The sequence below is a fragment of the Azonexus sp. genome (genome assembly GCF_041909095.1).
GTDB lineage: Bacteria > Pseudomonadota > Gammaproteobacteria > Burkholderiales > Rhodocyclaceae > Azonexus.
This window is the reverse complement of the sequence record NZ_JAYREB010000001.1, coordinates 1,269,921-1,288,570: the sequence shown is the minus strand read 5'-3', so window position 1 is coordinate 1,288,570 and position 18,650 is coordinate 1,269,921. Positions and strand designations below refer to the sequence as shown.

12 protein-coding genes are annotated in these 18,650 nt (G+C 67.3%); 9 read left to right on the top strand and 3 right to left on the bottom strand.

What is annotated here, in order from left to right; translation table 11 throughout:
• Window positions 1-30: 30 nt before the first annotated feature.
• The gene (locus ACE3OV_RS06125; protein WP_374326045.1) at window positions 31-1,464 is read right to left on the bottom strand and encodes a hypothetical protein; all 1,434 of its coding nucleotides are present in this window, start codon (window positions 1,462-1,464) and stop codon (window positions 31-33) included.
• A gap of 2 nt (window positions 1,465-1,466) precedes the next feature.
• Window positions 1,467-2,690, bottom strand: a complete 1,224-nt coding sequence (locus tag ACE3OV_RS06120; RefSeq protein ID WP_374326043.1) for an SPFH domain-containing protein — start codon at window positions 2,688-2,690, stop codon at window positions 1,467-1,469.
• Window positions 2,691-2,933: 243 nt separating this feature from the next.
• Here ACE3OV_RS06120 and ACE3OV_RS06115 point away from each other — a divergent pair, with 243 nt between their 5' ends.
• Both ACE3OV_RS06115 and ACE3OV_RS06110 read left to right on the top strand, forming a co-directional pair.
• Window positions 2,934-3,629: a response regulator transcription factor gene (locus tag ACE3OV_RS06115; protein ID WP_374326041.1), complete on the top strand. Its 696-nt coding sequence runs from the start codon at window positions 2,934-2,936 to the stop codon at window positions 3,627-3,629.
• A 5-nt stretch (window positions 3,630-3,634) separates the two neighbouring features.
• On the top strand, window positions 3,635-5,722 hold the full coding sequence (locus ACE3OV_RS06110) for a sensor histidine kinase (protein WP_374326039.1): 2,088 nt from the start codon (window positions 3,635-3,637) through the stop codon (window positions 5,720-5,722).
• A 6-nt stretch (window positions 5,723-5,728) separates the two neighbouring features.
• Here ACE3OV_RS06110 and gpmI read toward each other — a convergent pair whose 3' ends face one another.
• Window positions 5,729-7,366: a 2,3-bisphosphoglycerate-independent phosphoglycerate mutase gene (gene gpmI, locus ACE3OV_RS06105; RefSeq protein WP_374326037.1), complete on the bottom strand. Its 1,638-nt coding sequence runs from the start codon at window positions 7,364-7,366 to the stop codon at window positions 5,729-5,731.
• A 154-nt stretch (window positions 7,367-7,520) separates the two neighbouring features.
• On the opposite strand from gpmI, the gene ACE3OV_RS06100 reads away from it, so the two are divergent.
• From ACE3OV_RS06100 to ACE3OV_RS06070, 7 genes are read left to right on the top strand one after another with little or no spacing between them, the layout of a single operon-like run.
• Window positions 7,521-10,475, top strand: coding sequence for an EAL domain-containing protein (locus ACE3OV_RS06100; protein ID WP_374326035.1), 2,955 nt, complete (start codon window positions 7,521-7,523; stop codon window positions 10,473-10,475).
• Window positions 10,472-12,694, top strand: a complete 2,223-nt coding sequence (locus tag ACE3OV_RS06095) for a PAS domain-containing protein (protein WP_374326034.1) — start codon at window positions 10,472-10,474, stop codon at window positions 12,692-12,694. Before ACE3OV_RS06100 ends, ACE3OV_RS06095 begins: the two co-directional genes overlap by 4 nt.
• Window positions 12,691-14,007, top strand: a complete 1,317-nt coding sequence (locus ACE3OV_RS06090; protein WP_374326032.1) for an HD domain-containing phosphohydrolase — start codon at window positions 12,691-12,693, stop codon at window positions 14,005-14,007. The genes ACE3OV_RS06095 and ACE3OV_RS06090 overlap by 4 nt, the downstream gene beginning before the upstream one ends.
• Window positions 14,004-14,564 (top strand): response regulator, encoded by a 561-nt coding sequence (locus ACE3OV_RS06085; protein WP_374326030.1) that lies wholly within the window; start codon window positions 14,004-14,006, stop codon window positions 14,562-14,564. The genes ACE3OV_RS06090 and ACE3OV_RS06085 overlap by 4 nt, the downstream gene beginning before the upstream one ends.
• A gap of 1 nt (window position 14,565) precedes the next feature.
• Window positions 14,566-15,210 carry an ATP/GTP-binding protein gene (locus ACE3OV_RS06080; RefSeq protein ID WP_374326028.1) on the top strand — a complete coding sequence of 215 codons (645 nt, stop codon included), beginning with the start codon at window positions 14,566-14,568 and terminating at the stop codon, window positions 15,208-15,210.
• Complete coding sequence (locus tag ACE3OV_RS06075; RefSeq protein ID WP_374326026.1) at window positions 15,207-16,415, top strand: sensor histidine kinase; 1,209 nt, start codon at window positions 15,207-15,209, stop codon at window positions 16,413-16,415. Before ACE3OV_RS06080 ends, ACE3OV_RS06075 begins: the two co-directional genes overlap by 4 nt.
• Window positions 16,408-18,648, top strand: a complete 2,241-nt coding sequence (locus tag ACE3OV_RS06070) for an ATPase, T2SS/T4P/T4SS family (protein WP_374326024.1) — start codon at window positions 16,408-16,410, stop codon at window positions 18,646-18,648. The genes ACE3OV_RS06075 and ACE3OV_RS06070 overlap by 8 nt, the downstream gene beginning before the upstream one ends.
• Window positions 18,649-18,650 lie beyond the last annotated feature (2 nt).

Genomic DNA, 18,650 nt, shown 5'->3' with positions numbered 1-18,650 from the left:
AAAGGAATACTCGCCAACCATATGTCATGTTCAGCGCACTGCCACCGTACCCGCTTTCCACTGCGGACTCTGCCAGCGGTAGAACGGGGTCAGGCTGGACGGCCGATCGGCCTGCCGGTCGGTGAGCAAGGTCGTCAGGGAAATGGTTTCGAAGCGGGTCTGGTACTGTTGCCCGGCGCGCAGTTCACGCGCCGCCAGTAGTTGCTGGCCGCCGGGTACCCAGCCGGCGAATTCGACATAGCCGAGGTCGGGATTGTCGAGCGCCGGTGGCAGCACGTCGAGTTGCCAACCCGCCGCCCCCTTGCGGAAGACCCACATCTCGCGCCAGGTATCGAGCGGTTGCACCGCCAGGGTCAGCGCGTCGCCCTGCGGCGAGGCGGCGGCCGATGCCGGCCAGACCAGGCCCCAGGTGCAGCGGCTGAACAGCGGCGCCTGCTTTTCATCCCTGGCGTCGAGCAGATCGACGCAGCTTTCCCCGGGCTGTCCCGGCCGCACCCGGACCGCCAGACCCGCCCCCGCCTTGACCGGTGTCGCCGGGGTTCCCGGCGCTGCCGCCCAGCGCGAGGCGCCGACGCGGATGGCGGCGTCGCTGTAGGCGACGGCGTCGCTTTCCATCAGTTCGCCGGGATCGATCGCCGCCAGTTCGTCGAGCGACCGGCGTGCCGCCTCGGCCGCCGCCGTCGCCGGCAGTTCCGGCCGGCGCGCCCGCTGGTAGGCGAGGCTCGCCCAGACGCCGGCGCGGCGCAGGTGCAGGCGGTTTTTCAGCATGCCCGGCAGGGCGTGCAGCGCCACCCGCTCGAGCAGTTCGGCGCGCCAGTTGTCGTAGGCTAAGCGCTCGGTCGGCGTCAGCGTCGGCGGCACGCAGTCATGATCGGTCAGCGACAGCGCCGCCAGCGCCTTGTGGATTTCGCTCGACGACAGCGTGAACACGCGGCGCTGGGCCTCGCCGTCGCTGCACAGGCGGACCAGGCCGTCGCGCTCGTGGCTGAGCAGGCGGACGCCGTAACTGGCGGCCACCTCGACGTGCGCCGCCGCGGCTTCGGCGGCCTTACCGCTGCGCCCACTACTCGCCCGGCGGGCCAGGCGGTCGGCCATTTCGCCAAGCGCAGCAAAAGGCTCGCCGTCGATCGCGGCGGCCGGCGCGGCGCGCAGGTAGGCGGCGGCGTAGGCGATGCCGAGCGCTTCCGAACCCGGGCTGTCCTTGAGGAAACGCAGCACCGCGAGCAGCTCCGGCGCCGCCGCGGGCTGCAGCGACTGGACACGGACCTGGCTGGCGCGGATGTAGCCGGCGCGCTCGCGGCGATGATCGTAGACCTGCAGGAAATCGCCCTTCTCGCCACGGATTTCCAGGCTGTCGCCCTGCCACAGCACGGCCTGCTGGGCGGCGGAGTTGCGCGGCGCGGCGCGTAGCGCCGACTGGTCCTGGGTGACGATGGCGATCACGGTCAAGGCGGTGGCCAACATGTTCATTCTCCTTCGTTGGCGGTGGCGACCGGCTGGGCGGCGCTCTGGCCAAGCAGGGCGCTGCCGATGAAGCCACCGGCGGCGGGCGGCGGCGCGATGATCACCGAGACCTTGTCGGACAGCTTGTCGGCCATCGCCTTCTGGATCAGCAACGGGTTCTTCTGGATCAGCGCGCCGTCGCGTTCGAGTTGTTCGCTGGCGATCTTGCCCAGCTTTTCCTGGCGGTAGGCCTCGGCGTCGGCCAGCTTGCGGCGCGACTCGGCTTCGCCCTGGGCTTCGATCTGGCGCGCCTGTGCTGCCGCCTCGGCGGCCTTGATGCGGCTGATCTTGTCGGCCTCGGCTTCCAGCCCGCGCTGTTCGATCTGCTTCTGCTTGAACGGCAGGATGTGCTTCATCGCCTCGGCCTGCGCCTTGGCGGCGATGATCTGCTCCTGGCCGGCGGCCTCCGCCGCCTTCTCGCGCCGCACCTTGTCGGCTTCGGCGTCGAGGTCGCTTTCCTTGACCTGCTTTTCCTTGAGCTGCAGCGTGTACAGCATCTTCTCGCTGGCCAGTTCCTCGGCCAGCAGGCGATCCATGCCGGCGCGGTATTCTTCCGGCAGCTCCACCTTGCCGATCAGCACCGACTGCAGCTTGATGCCGTCGCGGGCGAGCGCCGCGCGCAGTTCGCCCTCCATGCTGTCGCGGATTTCCTGGCGCTTGGTTGAGAAGATCTCGCGCACCGTGTAGCGCGCCAGCGTCTTGTACATGACGCCCTGCGCCGCCGGCTCGACCACCTGGCCGCCGATGTCGTCGGGCAGGTTGCGGGCGAAGCTGGCCAGACTGGCCGGTTCGAGCGCGTAGCGGACGGTGATGTCGACGCCGATCGACAGCCCTTCGACGGTCTGGAAGGCATCGCCGCCTTGCGCCCGGTAGATCTGGTCGCGCAGCGGGAAGCGACGCAGTTCGTGCAGGCCGGGGATGACCAGCACGGCACCTTCGCGCATCTCGCTGGCGTTGCCGGTGAGCTGGTTGATCCGTACCGCCGCCTCGCCGCGCGCCACCGACTGCATCGGCGGCCGCTGGTAGAGCGCGTAGGCGCCGATGGCGGCGACCGACAAGGCGATGATGCCGAAACGGGCGCGCAACACCTGGCGCCCCAGGCCAGCGCCGGCAGCGGCGCTGCGTTTGCCGGCAAAGGCCAGCGCGTCGTACATCCCTTCGGCCAGTCTGGACAGTCTTTCCTTCATGATCTTTCTCCTTGAATGATGGGCCGCGGGCCCGGAATCGGCGTTGGCCGGGCGGGTTTTTCATGTCGTCCGGCATGTCGTGCATCGTGCCGCGCCCGCCGGTGAGGAAGCCATGCCGACGCCGGGCGACTTCAGTCAGGCACGGGAAACAGCGCCGCCGGCGCGTGAACGAAAGCTCACGCCGGCGGCATGCAAGGACGGGGAAAAACGCGGATACTTCGCACCTCTGCCAAGGAGCCGGACATGATCAAGGTCGCCGTCATCGAAGACGACATTCCCACCAGCAAACAGTTGAAGGACTGGATCCTCGCCGCCCGCCCCGACCTTCAGGTCGACCAGTGGTTCAACCGCGACGACGCGGAAGCCGCGATCGCCCGCGAGGACTACGCGCTGGTCACGCTCGACATCGAGCTCGGGCGCGAACGCCACGCCGGCGTCGCCGTCATCAACGCCATCAACAAGACCGGGCGCGGCACGCCGGTACTGGTCGTCTCGGCAATGCCGGCGGCGATCTACCGCAGCATCATGAAAGCACTCGACGCCTGGGACTACCTGCAGAAGACCAGCTTCGAGGAGGCCGACTTCATCGAGACCTTCCTCGAAATCCTGCGCGCCGGACGCGACCGCCAGGCACCGGCGGCGCCGGCCGCCAACGAACTGGCGCTCGACCCGTTGCGCCAGAGCACGCCGCTGTGGCGCGGCCAGCGCGTCAACCTGCCGCTCACCGCGCAGCGCATCCTGGCCACGCTCTACCAGCGGCGCGGCGAAGTGGTGTCCTACGACGAACTGTTCGCGGTGGTCAAAAGCGGCCGCAACCGCGACAACATCCGAAAGCACATCAGCACCATCCGCGAAGCCTTCCGCGAACTCGACACCGATTTCGACCGCATCGAGAACGTGCCGATGCGCGGCTTCCGCTGGACCGAGGCCGGGCGCTGACGGCGATGCGCGCCTTTCTCGGCTGGCTCGCCTCGTTCCGCCTGCGCATCCTGCTGCGCACCTCCTTCCTGTTCCTGGCGCTGGTCGTGGTGCTGATGACAGTCAGCGTGCTGCAGGAGGAAAAGCAGCGCAGCTTCAACAACTACCAGGCCGGCCTGGAGAAGACCAAGGAACAGATCGTCGCCCGCCTGCATCACCCGGCCGGCCAGCTGGCGCTGCTCAACCCGCGCTGGGACGCCGCTTCGGCGGCGGCCGGGCGGCCGCTGGTGCTGCCTTTCTCGGGCATCGATTTCGACGACCAGAACAAGGTCAGGAACGCCATCGAAATGGCCAACTGCCTGATCCAGTACCCCGATCACGGCAGCCTCTGCGTCGCCATCGGCAACAATCCCTGGGCCGGCGGTTTCATCTATGTTGCCGGCACCTTCGCCAGCGAGCCGCTGCTCGCCCACCGCATCGGCGACGAATTCCTCGACGGCGCGCACCGGCTGCGCGTCACGGTCCGTCTCGGCGAACAGACCTGGCGCTGGATCGCCCCCTTCGAAACCCTCAACGGCGCGCCGACGAGCGTCGGCGAAGGCCTGCGCGGCCGCTTCACCGGCTATCTCGAACGACCCGGCCGCGATTACACCGGCGCCCGCCCGCAACGCGAGTTCCGCGGCTGGGTCTGGCAGCGCGGCCGCTGTCTGGAGGCAGCCACCGACGATCCCGAAAACTGTCGGCGCAAATCCTTCTTCTCGCTGCGCCTGCCGATCGAAAGCCTGCGCGCGGCGATCCTGCAACCGGGGAAACCGGCCTGGCCGCCGGCCGACCTCGATCAGTACCGGGTGCAGGTCGAAGTGCTGCCGCCCGGTGACGGCCCGCCGCGCTTCGCCAGCGACCGGCCGGGCGTCGAACCGCCACCGTTCGCGCTCGACGCCCTGGCGCGCCTGCTGCAGCCGGGCGAAACCCTGACCCTGGCCCGCCTGCAAGACGAGCGCGAAATCCCGGTGGCGCGCCTGGCCGGCCGCGACGAGGCCGGCGAGATGTCGTCGCCGCTACTGACCCGGCTGATCCGCCACCTGCCGGTCGACACGCTGGAGACGCCGGTGGTCGAACTGGAGGACGAGATCGTCACCGGGCTGGGCAGTTACCGGCTGCGCCTGGTCGGCGACGCGCGCAGCGTGGACCAACGGCTGTCGGCGGTCGCCACCCGGCTGTCCTGGTTCTTCAGCGCCATGCTCGGCGCCATCGCGGTCGCCTGGCTGGTCATCGAAGCCGGGCTGATCCGCCGCATCGCCCGCCTGACCCGGCGCACCCGCGGCCTGTCGCGCTCGGTGCAGGCCGACGGCAGGCTGGAGCGCTACGAACTGGCCGACCTGCGCGGCCGCGACGAACTCGGCCTGCTCGCCAGCGGCCTCGACGACCTGCTGCGCCGGGTGCGCGAGGACGCCGGGCGCGAGCGCATCCGCGCCGCGCAGGAAAAGGACATGTGGCACGCCGTCGGCCACGAGATCATGTCGCCGCTGCAGAGCCTGCTGGCGCTGCACGGCGACCCGGCCGACCCCAGCCACCGCTACATCAGCCGCATGCAGCAGGCGGTGCGCGTGCTCTACGGCAGCGCCAGCCCGAGCGAAGCCTTCGCCGACAGCCAGCTGGAAATCGCCAGCCTCGACCTCGCCGCCTTCCTGCGGCACGTCGCCGAAAATGCCGGCATCGCCGACCTGAGCTGCACCGGCGTCGACGCGCCGGTCTTCGTGCGCGCCGACGAGTTCGCGCTGGAAGACGTCCTCGCCCACCTGCTGCGCAACGCCGAACGCTACCGCGCGCCGGGTTCGCCGATCACCCTGACGCTCAGCGCCGACGAACACCAGGCCAGCGTCAGCGTCGCCAACCGCGGGCCGGGCATTGCCGAAGAGATGCTGGAACGCATCTTCGAGTACGGCGTCTCCGACCAGGCCGACGCCGGCGCCGCCGGCAACCGCGGCCAGGGACTGTTCGTCGCCCGCACCTACATGGCCAAGATGGGCGGCACCATCGTCGCGCGCAACAGCGCCGACGGCGTCGCCTTCGTCCTCAGCCTGCCGCGCGCCGACTTCGCGCCGGCGCGCTGAACGGCGTCACTCGCCCAGCGTCAGCAGGCTCTCGTCCCAGGCCGGGTGCTTGTCGAAACCGAGCAGGTTGGCAACCGTCGCCGCGATGTTGGAAAGGCCGGCGTCCGCCGTCTGGCGCAGGCCGAGGCGGGCATCGCCGCTGGCGTTGAAGAGGATCAGCGGCACCGGGTTCAGGGTGTGCGCGGTCTTTGCCTTGAACGAACCGTCGGCGTTGCGCGCCGGCTGCTTGCTCTTCTTGTCGAGTTCGAACATCTCGTCGGCGTTGCCGTGGTCGGCGGTGATCAGCGCCACGCCGCCGGCCGCTTCGACCGCTTTCAGCACGCGGCCGAGCGCCAGGTCGACGGCTTCGACGGCCATCGTCGCGGCGCGGAAGTTGCCGGTGTGACCGACCATGTCGCCGTTGGCGAAGTTACAGCGCAGGACCTTGTACTGGCCGGAAGCGATCGCCGCCACCATGGCGTCGGCGATTTCCGCCGCCTTCATCCACGGCCGCTGCTCGAAGGGAACGACGTCGCTCGGCACTTCGAGATAGGTTTCGCCGTCGAACTTGCCGGAGCGGTTACCGTTCCAGAAATAGGTGACGTGGCCGAACTTCTGCGTCTCGGAACAGGCGAACTGGGTGATCCCGGCCTTGCTGAACCATTCGCCGGAAGTGTCGCGGATCGCCGGCGGCGGCACCAGGAAGCGCTCGGGCAGGTGCAGGTCGCCGTCGTACTGGAGCATGCCGGCGTAGGTGACGCGCGGGTAACGGACGCGGTCGAACTTGTCGAAATCGGCCTCGACGAAGGCGCGGGTGATTTCCAGCGCGCGGTCGCCGCGGAAGTTGAAGAAGACGACGGCGTCGCCGTCCTCGATGCTGCCGAGCGGCTTGCCGTCGGCGGCGATGACGAAGGGCGGCAGGTCCTGGTCGATGGTGCCGGGATACTGCACGCGCAAGGCTTCGACCGCCGCGCTGGCGCTGGCGAACTGCGGCCCTTCACCAAGCACGTGGGTGCGCCAGCCGCGTTCGACCATCGGCCAGTTGGCGTCGTAGCGGTCCATCGTGATGTTCTGGCGGCCACCGCCGGAAGCGATGCGGGCGTCGAAGCCGGCATCGCTGATGTCGGCGAGGAAAGCCTCGAACGGCAGGACGTAGTCGAGGGCGCTGGTTTCCGGCACGTCGCGGCCGTCGAGCAAGGCGTGGATGCGTACCGTCTTCACCCCTTCCGCCTTGGCCCGCTCGACCATCGCCCGCAGGTGGTCGATATGGCTATGCACGTTGCCGTCGGAAAAAAGGCCGATGAAATGGAGAACGCCGTCCTGCGCCGCACCGACAATTTCCTGCCAGGCCTGACCGGCCCAGATGGTGCCTTCGGCGATCGCGTTGGCGACCAGCGCCGCCCCCTGCGCATAGACCTGGCCGGCGCCGATCGCGTTGTGGCCGACTTCCGAATTGCCCATGTCGTCGTCGGACGGCATGCCGACCGCGGTGCCGTGCGCCCGCAAGCGGATGTGCGGACTGCTGGCGAACAGGCGGTCGAGATTCGGCTTGCGCGCCTCGGCGATGGCGCTGCCGACAGCATTTTCCGGCAGACCGTAGCCGTCCATGACGACGACGACGAGCGGACCGGCCACGCCGGCAAAGGAGTCGAGTTTCTTGAGCATCGGATTCCCTACGAAAAAAATGCGGCGAAAACACCGCCGGCGCCTGGACAATGCGCCCAGAGAAATGGAGTTGCGGTATTTTAACGCTTGACGCTTGCCTGAACGGCGGGTGCGCGCCAAAATACCAACAATAGCAAATATGTGAGGAACCACGATGGCTGACGCTACTGCCTCCGACGCCAAGACGCCCCCTGTGGTGCTTGCCGTCGATGACATGAAGGCGAACCTGGCCGTCATCAAGGCCATGCTCGAAGGCACCGGGGTCGACGTCCGCTGCGCCGAAAGCGGCGAAGCCGCGCTGCGTGCCGCCGTGGTCACGCCGCAGCCCGACCTCATCCTGCTCGACGTCATGATGCCCGGCATGGACGGCCATGCCGTGCTCGCCCGCCTGCGTGCCGATCCCGCCACCAGCCAGATCCCCGTGATCTTCGTCACCGCCCTCAACTCGCCCACCGACGAGCAGAGCGGCCTGCTTGAAGGCGCCGTCGATTACATCACCAAGCCACTGACGGCATCGACGCTGCGTGCCCGGGTCAAGAACCATCTCGAACTGAAATGGACGCGCGACCGCCTGGCCCGCCACAATGCCGACCTGGAAATCGAGGTGCAGCGCCGCCTGCAGGAAAACCAGGACCTCGCCGCCCGCCTGCAGCTGACGCTGTCCGCCTCCGGTCTCGGCATCTGGGAATACCATCACGACGACGACCGCCTCGACTGGAACCCCGACCTCTGCCGCATGCTCGGCGTCGACCGGGCACCGGGAACGATGGCCGCGACGCTACCGCTGATCCATCCAGACGACAGCAAGCTGGTCCTGGCCGCCATCCGCAATCCGCCGCCACCGGGTGGCGCCGCGCAGGTCCGCGAATTCCGGCTGCGTCACGCCGACGGCCACTGGCTCTGGGTCGAAGGCCGCGGCCAGGCCCTCTACCGCGATGCCGCCGGCGAACCGCTGGTCAGCGCCGGGACCATCGCCGACATTACCCGGCGCAAGGAAATCGAAACCGAACGCCAGCTCGCCTCGGTCGTCTTCACCGGCATCAGCGACGGCATCTGCATCACCGACCCGGCTGGCCGCATCCTCAGCGTCAACGACGCCTTCTGCCAGATCACCGGTTACAGCAGCGCGGAAGCGCTCGGTCAGACGACCGCCATCCTGCGTTCCGGCAAGCATGCCCCGGCGTTTTACGAGGGCCTCTGGCAACAGCTGAATCAGCATGGCCGCTGGCAGGGCGAAGTCACCAACCGGCGCAAGAACGGCGAACTCTATTCGGCCTGGCTCAGTGTTTCCGCCATCCGCGATGCGCAAGGCCAGCACACCCATTACGTCGGCCTGATCAGCGACATTTCCGAACGCCTGCAGGCGGCCGAGCGCATTGAATACCTGTCCAGTTTCGACCCGCTGACCGACCTGCCGAACCGCGCACTGCTCAACGACCGCCTCGCCCAGGCGCTGCACAACGCGACCCGCATGGCCCGCCAGACGGCGATCCTGTTGCTCGACCTCGACCGCTTCCGGGTGATCAACGAGAGCTTCGGCGCCATGTTCGGCGACGCGCTGCTGCAAGGGGTCGCCCTGCGCCTGAAGACCCTGGTGCGCGATGGCGACACCGTCGGCCGCCGCTCCGGCGCCGAATTCGGTTTCGTCATGGTCAACCTCGAGCACGAACGCGACGTCATCGCCCTCGCCCAGCGCCTGCTCGATGCCCTCAGCCAGCCCTTCTCGATCAACGGCCAGCAGGTCTCGCTGAACGCCTGCATCGGCATCAGCCTCAGTCCGCGCGACGGCAGCAGCGCCGACGAACTGCTGAAAACCGCCGACGTCGCGCTGTCGCGTGCCAAGCATGCCGGCAGCAACATCTTCCGCTTCTATTCGCCGGAAATGGACGCCGATGCCGCCCGCCGCCTGGCGCTCGAAAGTGCGCTGCGCACCGCCCTCGACAATCACGAGCTGGCGGTTTACTACCAGCCCCAGGTCAGTCTCGACAGCGGTCGGCTGATCGGCATGGAAGCCTTGCTGCGCTGGCACAGCCCGCAGTTCGGCACGGTCTCGCCAGCCGAATTCATTCCACTGGCCGAAGACAACGGGCTGATCGTGACGATCGGCGAATGGGTGCTGAAAACCGCCTGTCGCCAGGCCAGACGCTGGCTCAACCTGGGCATCGGCGCGCCGCTGCGACTCGCTGTCAACCTGTCGGCTCGCCAGTTCCGCCAGGCCAACCTGACCCAGGTGGTCAGCCACGCCCTCGCCGACAGCGGCCTGCCGGCTGCCGCGCTGGAACTGGAAATCACCGAGAGCGCCTTCATCGACGACGTCGAGCAGGCAATCGCCATGTGCCACGACCTGAAAAAGCTCGGCATCAAGCTGTCGCTCGACGATTTCGGCACCGGCTACTCGTCGCTGTCCTACATCTCCCGCTTTCCCTTCGACAAGATCAAGCTGGACCAGAGCTTCGTCAGCGACATCATCGAAAACCCGGTCAATGCGGCGATCGCCACTGCCGCCATCGTCATGGCGCGCAGCCTGAACCTGGCAATTCTCGCCGAAGGGGTCGAAACCGAGGCCCAGGCCCGCTTCCTGCGCGGCCGCCGGTGCGACGCAATCCAGGGCTACCTGTTCGCACCGGCGCTGCCGGTCGGCGAATTCGAGCAACTGCTGACCGGTCGCCAGACGCTGCCCATCGCCGACCTGCCGTCAGTTGGCGAAAACACGCTGCTCATCGTCGATGACGAACCGAACATCCTGAACGCCCTGTCGCGCCTGCTGCGCCGCGAAGGCTTCCACATCCTGACCGCGGACACCCCTTCCGCCGCCTTCGAGCATCTGGCCAAGCATCCGGTACAGGTCGTCCTTTCCGACCAGCGCATGCCGGAAATGTCGGGCAGCGAATTCCTTTCCCGCGTCCGCCAGCTCTACCCGGACACCGTGCGCATCGTCCTCAGCGGCTACACCGACCTCGACAGCGTGACCAGCGCGATCAACCAGGGCGCCATCTACAAGTTCCTGACCAAACCCTGGGACGACGACGCGCTGCGCGAGGAAATCCGCGAAGCCTTCCGGCTGGTCAAGGAAAGAAGGCAGCACTTCAGCGCCGGGCCTCCGCCATGAACGCATTGACCCTCCTGGCCTGGGCGCTCGTCGCCCTCTGTGGCGGCCTGCTGCTCCGCCAGCGCCGCCGGCTGAGCAGGCTGCAGTCTGGACAGCGGCGCTGCCGGGCGATCTTTGACAACGCCACGGTCGGCATGGCCAACTCCAGCGCCGACCTGCGCTGGACGACGGTCAACGCAGCGCTTTGCCAGATCCTCGACCGCAACGCCGCCGAACTGGCGGGAATCGCCTGGCTCGACTGCCTCCATCCGGAAGACCGTCCGGTCACCCAGCGCCTGCTCGACGCCATCCGCCACGGCGAACGCGACAGCTGCACGCTCGAAGCTCGCTGCCTGCGCCGGGACGCCAGCACCGTCTTCGTCAATCTGGCGGTACAGGCGATCCGTGGCGACGATGGCGAACTCGATTCGCTGTCCATGGTGATCGAGGACATCACCCAGCGCCAGGTCGCGGAAACACAGTTCGCCAACCAGGTGAACCGTTCCCTGGTCCTGATCGAACTACCGCGCCAGGCCGAACTCCTCGACGAGCAGGAATTCATGCGCTATGCGCTGGAACGCGCCGAGGCACTGACCGGCAGCCGGATCGGTTTCATGCACTTCGTCAACGACGATGGCGAAGCGATCGAACTGGCGGTCTGGACCCGCAACACGACCGAACACTACTGTACCGCCGTCGTCGATCAGCACTACCCGATCAGCCAGGCCGGCATCTGGGCCGATGCCGCGCGCACCGGGCAGGCGGTGATGGTCAACGACTACGCCGCCGCCGAGAACAAGCGCGGCCTGCCGGAAGGCCACTCGCACCTGATCCGTCTGCTCAGCGTGCCGGTCATCGAGGATGGCGTCGTCCGCATGCTGGCCGGCGTCGGCAACAAGGACGCGGCTTATGAAAACTATGACAGCGAGACGGTGCAACTGATCGCCAACGAAACCTGGCGCATCGTCCGCCGCCAGCGCGCCGACAAGGCCCTGCGCCTGGCCATGCAGGTGGTCAATGCGAGCCCGGTGGTCTGCTTCCGCTGGGCGGCAACGGCTGGCTGGCCGGTCGTCTTCGTTTCCGAAAACGTCCGCCAGTGGGGCTACAGCCAGGAGCAGCTGCAGTCCGGCAAAACGCCCTTCGCCGACATCGTCCACCCCGACGACCTCGCCCGCATCTGCGACGAGGTCGCCCGCCACACGGCGGCCGGGCTCAACGCCTACGAACAGGAATACCGGCTGATCACCGCCGAGGGCAAGGTGATCTGGGTGATCGACCGAACCATGGTCAGCCGTGACGCGCTGGGCCAGCCGACGTATTATGACGGCGTGATCACCGATATCAGCGAACGCAAGCAGCAGCAGCTGTTGATCGCCGACGCCCTGGCGCAACAGCGGGTCCTCAACAAGCGCCTGGAGGAAGCCAACAACCAGTTGCTGCAATCCGAAAAAATGGCTTCGATCGGCCAGCTGGCGGCCGGCGTCGCCCACGAGCTGAACAACCCGATCGGCTTCGTGCACTCCAACCTCGGCACCCTCGACGGCTACATCCGCGACCTGATGGCAATCATCGACGCCTACGCCGAGCATAGCGGCGACGACTGCCCGCACCACAAGGAAATCCAGTTACTGCGCGAGGAACGCGATTTCGATTTCGTGCGCGACGACATCTTCAAGCTGCTGGCAGAATCGAAGGACGGCCTCGCCCGCGTGCGCAAGATCGTCCAGGATCTGCGCACCTTCTCCCGCGTCGGCGAGCAGGAATGGCAGGAGGCCGACCTGCATGAAGGACTCGACTCGACGCTGAACATCGTCTGGAACGAACTGAAATACAAGTGCGAGGTGATAAAGGACTACGGCGAGTTGCCGCCGGTCTATTGCCTGATTTCGCAACTGAACCAGGTGTTCATGAACCTGCTGGTCAATGCCGGCCATGCGATTGCTGAAAAGGGCAGGATCACGATCCGCACCCGGCAACTCGACGAAGCGCGGGTCTGCGTCGAGATCAGCGACACCGGCTGCGGCATAGCAGCGGAAAACCTCAACCGCATCTTTGAGCCCTTCTTCACCACCAAGCCGGTCGGCAAAGGCACCGGGCTCGGTCTTTCGCTCGCCTATGGCATCATCCAGCGCCATCAGGGTCAGATCAGCGCCGATAGCGAGCCCGGTCGGGGCAGCACCTTCCGCGTCATCCTGCCGATCCGCCCGCACGGCGCCGGCATCCCCGAGGACCAGCCATGAACGAAACCAGTCAGGCGCCCACCCTGCTCCTGGTCGACGACGAACCGGGCATCCTGTCGGCGCTGCGCCGCCTGTTCCGCCCCCAGGGCTACCGCATCCTGACCGCCGACAGCGGCGCCGCCGGCCTCGCCATCCTGGAAGGCGAAGCGGTGAATCTGGTGATTTCCGACATGCGCATGCCGGAAATGGACGGCGCCACCTTCCTCAAGCAGGTCCGCGAACGCTGGCCGCAGACCAAGCGCATCCTGCTCACCGGCTACGCCGACATCACTTCCACCGTCTCGGCGATCAACGAGGGCGAAATCTACCGCTATATCGCCAAGCCCTGGGACGACAAGGAAATGCTCGCCGTCGTCCGGGAGGCCTGCGAACACCAGCGCCTGGAACAGGAAAACCGCCGCCTGACCGAACTCACCCAGGCCCAGAACGAAGCCCTCAAGGCGCTCAACGCCAGCCTCGAGCACAAGGTCGCCGAACGCACCGCCGAACTCAGCCAGGCGCTGGCCTTCGTCGAGCAGGCGCACGGCGAGCTGAAGAAATCCTTCATGACCAGTGTCCAGGTCTTTGCCGGCCTGATCGAATTGCGCAGCGGCCCGCTCGGCAGGCAGCTGGCTGGCCACGGCCGGCGCGTCGCCGAGCTGGCGCGCAGCCTGGCCCGCCAGCTCGGGCTGGCGGAAAGCGAGGTCCAGAACATCCTGCTCGCCGGTCTGCTGCACGACATCGGCAAACTCGGCCTGCCCGACGAACTGCTCGGTCGCCCGTTCAACGTGCTGAGCGCCGAGCACCGCGCCCAGGTGATGAAGCACCCGGTGGTCGGCCAGAACATCCTGCTCGGCATCGAGCGCTTCAAGGAGGCAGCGATACTCGTCCGCCACCACCATGAGTCCTACGACGGCAACGGCTACCCGGACCACCTCGCCGCCATGGCGATTCCGCAGGGCGCCCGCATCCTCGCCGTCGCCAACGACTACGACGCGCTGCAGGTCGGCACTCTGGTGCAACGGCCGCTGAAGCCAGCGGAAGCGCTCGACTTCCTGATCGAGAACCGCGGCAAGCGCTACGACCCGGCAGTGGTCGATGCCCTGGTCAGGCTGGTCGCCGAAACGGTCAAGGGCGGCCCGCAGGAAAGCCCGCTGCGCACCATGCACCTGAAACCCGGCATGACGGTCAGCCGCGACCTGATGCACCACGACGGCTACCTGCTGCTCGCCGCCGGCAGCGTGCTCAACAACGACATCATCGGCCAGCTGATCCGGCTGGAACAGGTCGAGCAACAGAATCTCACCGTTTATATCCGCCAGGAGGAAAAATGAGCCGCATCCTGATCGTCGACGACGAAGCATCGATCCTCAAGGCGCTGCAGCGCGTCCTGCGCGTCGCCCCGTGCACCTACGGCAACCGCCACTTCACGCTCGAGGTACACACCGCGACCTCGCCGCTACACGCCCTGGAACTTGCCCGCCAGGAAGAATTCGACCTCTTCATCAGCGATTACCGGATGCCGGAAATGGACGGCATCGAGTTCCTCAAACACGCCAAGGCGCTGCAGCCCGATGCGGCGCGCCTGATCCTCTCCGGCTACGCCGACCTCAACGCGCTGGTGCGGGCGGTCAACGAAGTCGGCATCGAGCGCTTCATCGGCAAGCCGTGGAACGATTACGACCTGATGTCGGCAATCGGCCAGGCGCTGGCCCACCGCGAGCTGCTGCTGGAGAACCGCCAGCTCGCCGACCTGGTGCGCGTCGAGATGGGCGACAAGACCCCGGAACAGGTCGAGGCGGAACGCCTGGAACGCCTGGAACCGGGGATCACCAAGGTCAATTGGGGGCCGGACGGTTCGGTGCTGCTCGACGAAGCAGGGGCCGACTGAAATGCCTGACCAGGACGGTAACCGCCTGAGCTTCAAGCTGGTCTACTACGGTCCGGCGCAGAGCGGCAAGACGACCAACCTGCTGTCCCTGCACGAGCAGCTGGCGCCCGAGCTGAAGGGCGAGATGATGACGATGGAGACGCAGGACGACCGCACCCTGTTCTTCGACCTCCTGCCGCTCGGCTTCCACGCGCCGTCCGGGCTGTCGATCCGCTGCCGGCTGTTCACCGTGCCCGGCCAGGTCGCCCACGACGGCACCCGCAAGGCGGTGCTGTCGCGCGCCGACGGCGTCGTCTTCGTCGCCGACATTCAGCGCAACCAGGAAACCAACAATGCCGAAGCCTTCCGCAGCCTGAGCGAGAACTGTGCGCGCGTCGGCATCGACCTCGAACACCTGCCGCTGGTCGTCCAGTTCAACAAGTGCGACCTGCCGGGCGCCATCCCGCAGGCGGAAATCCGCGAGCGCTGGGCGCAGGCACCGTGGCCGCTGCACTTCGCCTCGGCGCTGCATGGCGAAGGCGTGCGCGAAACCTTCGCCAGCCTGCTCGGCGCCCTCTACCGGCAGCAGGACGAAGCCTGCGGCCTGAGCCGCGAACATGGCCTGAGTCAGGCCGCCTTCGTCGCCGGCTTGATGGGAAGGCCGTGAGCGAGGCCCGCTTCGACCACGACTGGCAGCTTGGCGAGCTGATCGACAGCCGCGAGCTGCCCGAACTGGCCGGCGCCCTGGCCCGCGTGCTCGGCGGCAACCTGGCGCTGGCCGATGGCAGCGGCCGCATCGTCTGGGGAGCGGCCAGCCCCGGCGCCCGCCGGCAGTCGGTCGTGATCGAACTCGACCCCGTCGCCACCCTGTACAGCGCGAGTGCCAGCGCCGATGCTCTGGCGGCGGCCGGCGAACTGCTGCACGACCTGCTGCGCACCCGCATCCGCTACCGGATGGCGTCGGCGCTGCATCTCGAGGTAGTGGCCGAGGATTTTGACAGCCTGAAACGCGAGCACGCCCGCCTCGCCGAATCGGAAGCGCGCTACCGCCAGCTCGCCGGCGAACTCGACGCCCGGGTCAAGGCCCAGGTGGCACAGCTGGAAGAGCGCCAGCAGATGCTCTACGAAGCGGAGAAGCTCGCCTCGATCGGCCAGCTGGCCGCCGGCATGGCACACGAAATCAACAATCCGCTGGGTTTCGTGCGCAGCAACCTGAGTAGCTTCCGCGGCTACCTGCAGAAGTTCGCCGCCCTGCGCGACGACCTCGACCACGCCCGCGCCGCCTGGCGGACGCTCGACCTCGATTTCCTGCTCGCTGACGGTGACGAACTGCTCGGCGAAACGCTCGCCGGACTCGAGCGCATCGCCCGCATCGTCGCCGACCTCAAGGCCTTCTCCAACGTCGATCGCAGCAGCGAGGCCTACGCCGACCTCAACACCTGCCTGCGCGAAGCCGCCGCCGTCATCGAAGCGCAGTTGCCGGCCGGCATCAGCCTGCGCCTCGACCTGCTGCCCTTGCCGCCTCTGGTCTGCCTGCCCGGCCATCTCAAGCAGGCCTTCTACAACATTCTGGTCAACGCCCGCCAGGCCATCATCGACAGCGGCCGGCCGGGCGAGATCACCTTGTCTTCCGCCGCCGAAGCTGGCCGGCTGACCGTGCGCATCCGCGATAACGGCATCGGCATGCGCCCGGAACAGCTGGCCCGCGCCTTCGAACCCTTCTACACCACACGTGGCGTCGGCCACGGGGTCGGCCTCGGGCTGGCCACCGCGCGCAGCATCATCGTCGCCCACAGTGGCACGATCGCGCTGGACAGCGCGGCGGACGCCGGCACCACCGTCACCCTCAGTTTCCCGATCCCGGATGACTGACTACAGCAGCCTGTTCACCGGCAAGCAGACGGTCGCCCAGGCCCCGGCGACACATCTGACGCCGCCCCGCTACCGGCTGCTGCTGGTCGACGACGAGCCCGGCATCCTGCGCGCGCTGGGCCGCGTTTTCCGCCAGGAAAACTACGAGGTGGTCAGTGCCGGCAGCGGCGAGGAAGGCCTGCAGCGCCTCGCCGAAGGCAGCTTCCACCTGGTGATCAGCGACTTCCTGATGCCCGGCATGGACGGCGCACGCTTCCTGCGCGAGGTCAAGGAAAGGTCGCCCGACACCATCCGCATCATGCTCACCGGCCACGCCAACACCGACGCGGTGATGGGGGCGATCAACGACGGCGCGGTCTACAAGTTCATCCTCAAGCCGTGGAACGACGACGACCTGCGCATCACCGTCGCGCTGGCCCTCGAACAGCACGACCTGATCAGCCGCAACCGGCTGCTGAAGGCCGACAACGAGAAGAAACAGAAGGAAATCTCCGCCCTGTCGCGACTCGCGGCATCGCACCGCAGCCGGCTCGGCATCATGCTGCACAAGCACCAGTTGCTGAGCGCCGCCCAGTTGCAGGAACTCAGCCAGCTCCAGGAAAGACGCAAGGAAGCGCTGATCGTCCTGCTGCTGGAAAAAGACTGGGTGCCGGAGCGGCGCATCCGCGAGCTGCTGCGCCGCGAGATGCTGATCGACGAGGTCCAGCTGCCGGAGTTCCAGGTCGACAGCGCGCTCACCGAGCTGATCCCGCACAGCTTCTGCGCCCGCCAGCTGGTGGTGCCGCTCAAGCTGCAGGGCCGCCGCCTGCTGCTGGCGATGGCCGATCCGCTCGACGAAGGGCTGATCGACGAGGTGCGCTTCGCCGCCGGCCTCGACATCGACGTCGTCACCGCCGACATCACGGCGATCAAACGCAAGATCGAGGAACTGTACGGCACCGACACCAGCGACTTCCGGGAACTGGAAACCCTGATCAGCAGCAGCGATCCCTACGAGGGGATCGAAATCGTCATCGACGACGACGATCAGGCCAGCCTCGAGGAACTGCTGCAGGAAACCTCCGCCCCGCCGGCGATCCGGCTGGCCAACGCGATCATCCTCGAAGCCATCCGCCTCGGCAGTTCGGACATCCACATCCAGCCGCGCACCAAGAGCGTGGTCGTCCGCTACCGCATCGACGGCGTCCTTGCCGACAAGATCAGCATCCCGCACCAGCTGCACCAGTCGCTGGTGTCGCGCCTGAAGATCATGGCCGAGCTCGACATTTCCGAACGCCGCCGGCCGCAGGACGGGCGGATCACGGTGAAGACGCCGCTACGCCTGGTTGACCTGCGCATCTCGACACTGCCGACGATCAACGGCGAAAAGGTGGTGATGCGCATCCTCGACCGCAACGCCGCCGTGCACTCGCTGGAACACCTCGGCTTTTCCACCGCCGACCTGCCGCGCGTCGCCGACATGGTGGCCCGGCCGCAAGGCATCATCCTGGCCACCGGCCCCACCGGCAGCGGCAAGACGACGACGCTGTACTCGCTGCTGCAGCACGACGCAACGCCCAGCAAGAACTACGTGACGATCGAGGACCCGGTCGAGTACTACCTCGACATGGCCGGCCAGGTACTGATCCGGGAGAAAATCGGCCTGACCTTCCCGATGGTGTTGCGCGCCTTGCTGCGCCAGGACCCGGACGTCATCCTGCTCGGCGAGATTCGCGATTTCGAGACCGCCGAGGTCGCCTTCCACGCCGCGCTGACCGGCCACCTGGTTTACTCGACGCTGCACACCAATTCAGCGATCGCCACCATCGCCCGCCTGTTCGACCTCGGGCTCAAGCCCTACGTGATCGCCACCGCCCTCGAAGGCATCATCGCCCAGCGCCTGGTGCGCCGCGTCTGCCCCAAATGCAGCACCGCTGGCGCCGCCGATCCATTGCTGCGCGCCCGTCTCGGCAGCGCCTTTGCCGACATCCGCGAAACCCGCCACGGCGCGGGTTGCAGCGAATGCCACGGCAGCGGTTACAAGGGACGGGTCGGCATCTACGAGGTGCTGACGCTCAACGACGAGTTGCGCGACCGCATCGGCAGCAGCGCCAGCATCCTGGAAATCCGCCGCCTGGTCCGCCATCAGGGACTGCGCAGCATCGCCCACCACGCCGCCGAACGAGTCGCCGCCGGCATCACCACCTTTGAAGAAATCCTGCGCGTCCTCGGACCGCAGGCAGGAGAAGACTGATC

Excerpts from the sequence above, each read along its gene's own strand:
- gpmI (WP_374326037.1), bottom strand. The coding sequence starts at position 7,366 with ATGCTCAAGAAACTCGACTCCTTTGCCGGCGTGGCCGGTCCGCTCGTC.
- ACE3OV_RS06125 (WP_374326045.1), bottom strand. The coding sequence starts at position 1,464 with ATGTTGGCCACCGCCTTGACCGTGATCGCCATCGTCACCCAGGACCAG.
- ACE3OV_RS06095 (WP_374326034.1), top strand. The coding sequence starts at position 10,472 with ATGAACGCATTGACCCTCCTGGCCTGGGCGCTCGTCGCCCTCTGTGGC.
- ACE3OV_RS06110 (WP_374326039.1), top strand. The coding sequence starts at position 3,635 with ATGCGCGCCTTTCTCGGCTGGCTCGCCTCGTTCCGCCTGCGCATCCTG.
- ACE3OV_RS06090 (WP_374326032.1), top strand. The coding sequence starts at position 12,691 with ATGAACGAAACCAGTCAGGCGCCCACCCTGCTCCTGGTCGACGACGAA.
- ACE3OV_RS06085 (WP_374326030.1), top strand. The coding sequence starts at position 14,004 with ATGAGCCGCATCCTGATCGTCGACGACGAAGCATCGATCCTCAAGGCG.
- ACE3OV_RS06115 (WP_374326041.1), top strand. The coding sequence starts at position 2,934 with ATGATCAAGGTCGCCGTCATCGAAGACGACATTCCCACCAGCAAACAG.
- ACE3OV_RS06080 (WP_374326028.1), top strand. The coding sequence starts at position 14,566 with ATGCCTGACCAGGACGGTAACCGCCTGAGCTTCAAGCTGGTCTACTAC.
- ACE3OV_RS06070 (WP_374326024.1), top strand. The coding sequence starts at position 16,408 with ATGACTGACTACAGCAGCCTGTTCACCGGCAAGCAGACGGTCGCCCAG.
- ACE3OV_RS06120 (WP_374326043.1), bottom strand. The coding sequence starts at position 2,690 with ATGAAGGAAAGACTGTCCAGACTGGCCGAAGGGATGTACGACGCGCTG.
- ACE3OV_RS06100 (WP_374326035.1), top strand. The coding sequence starts at position 7,521 with ATGGCTGACGCTACTGCCTCCGACGCCAAGACGCCCCCTGTGGTGCTT.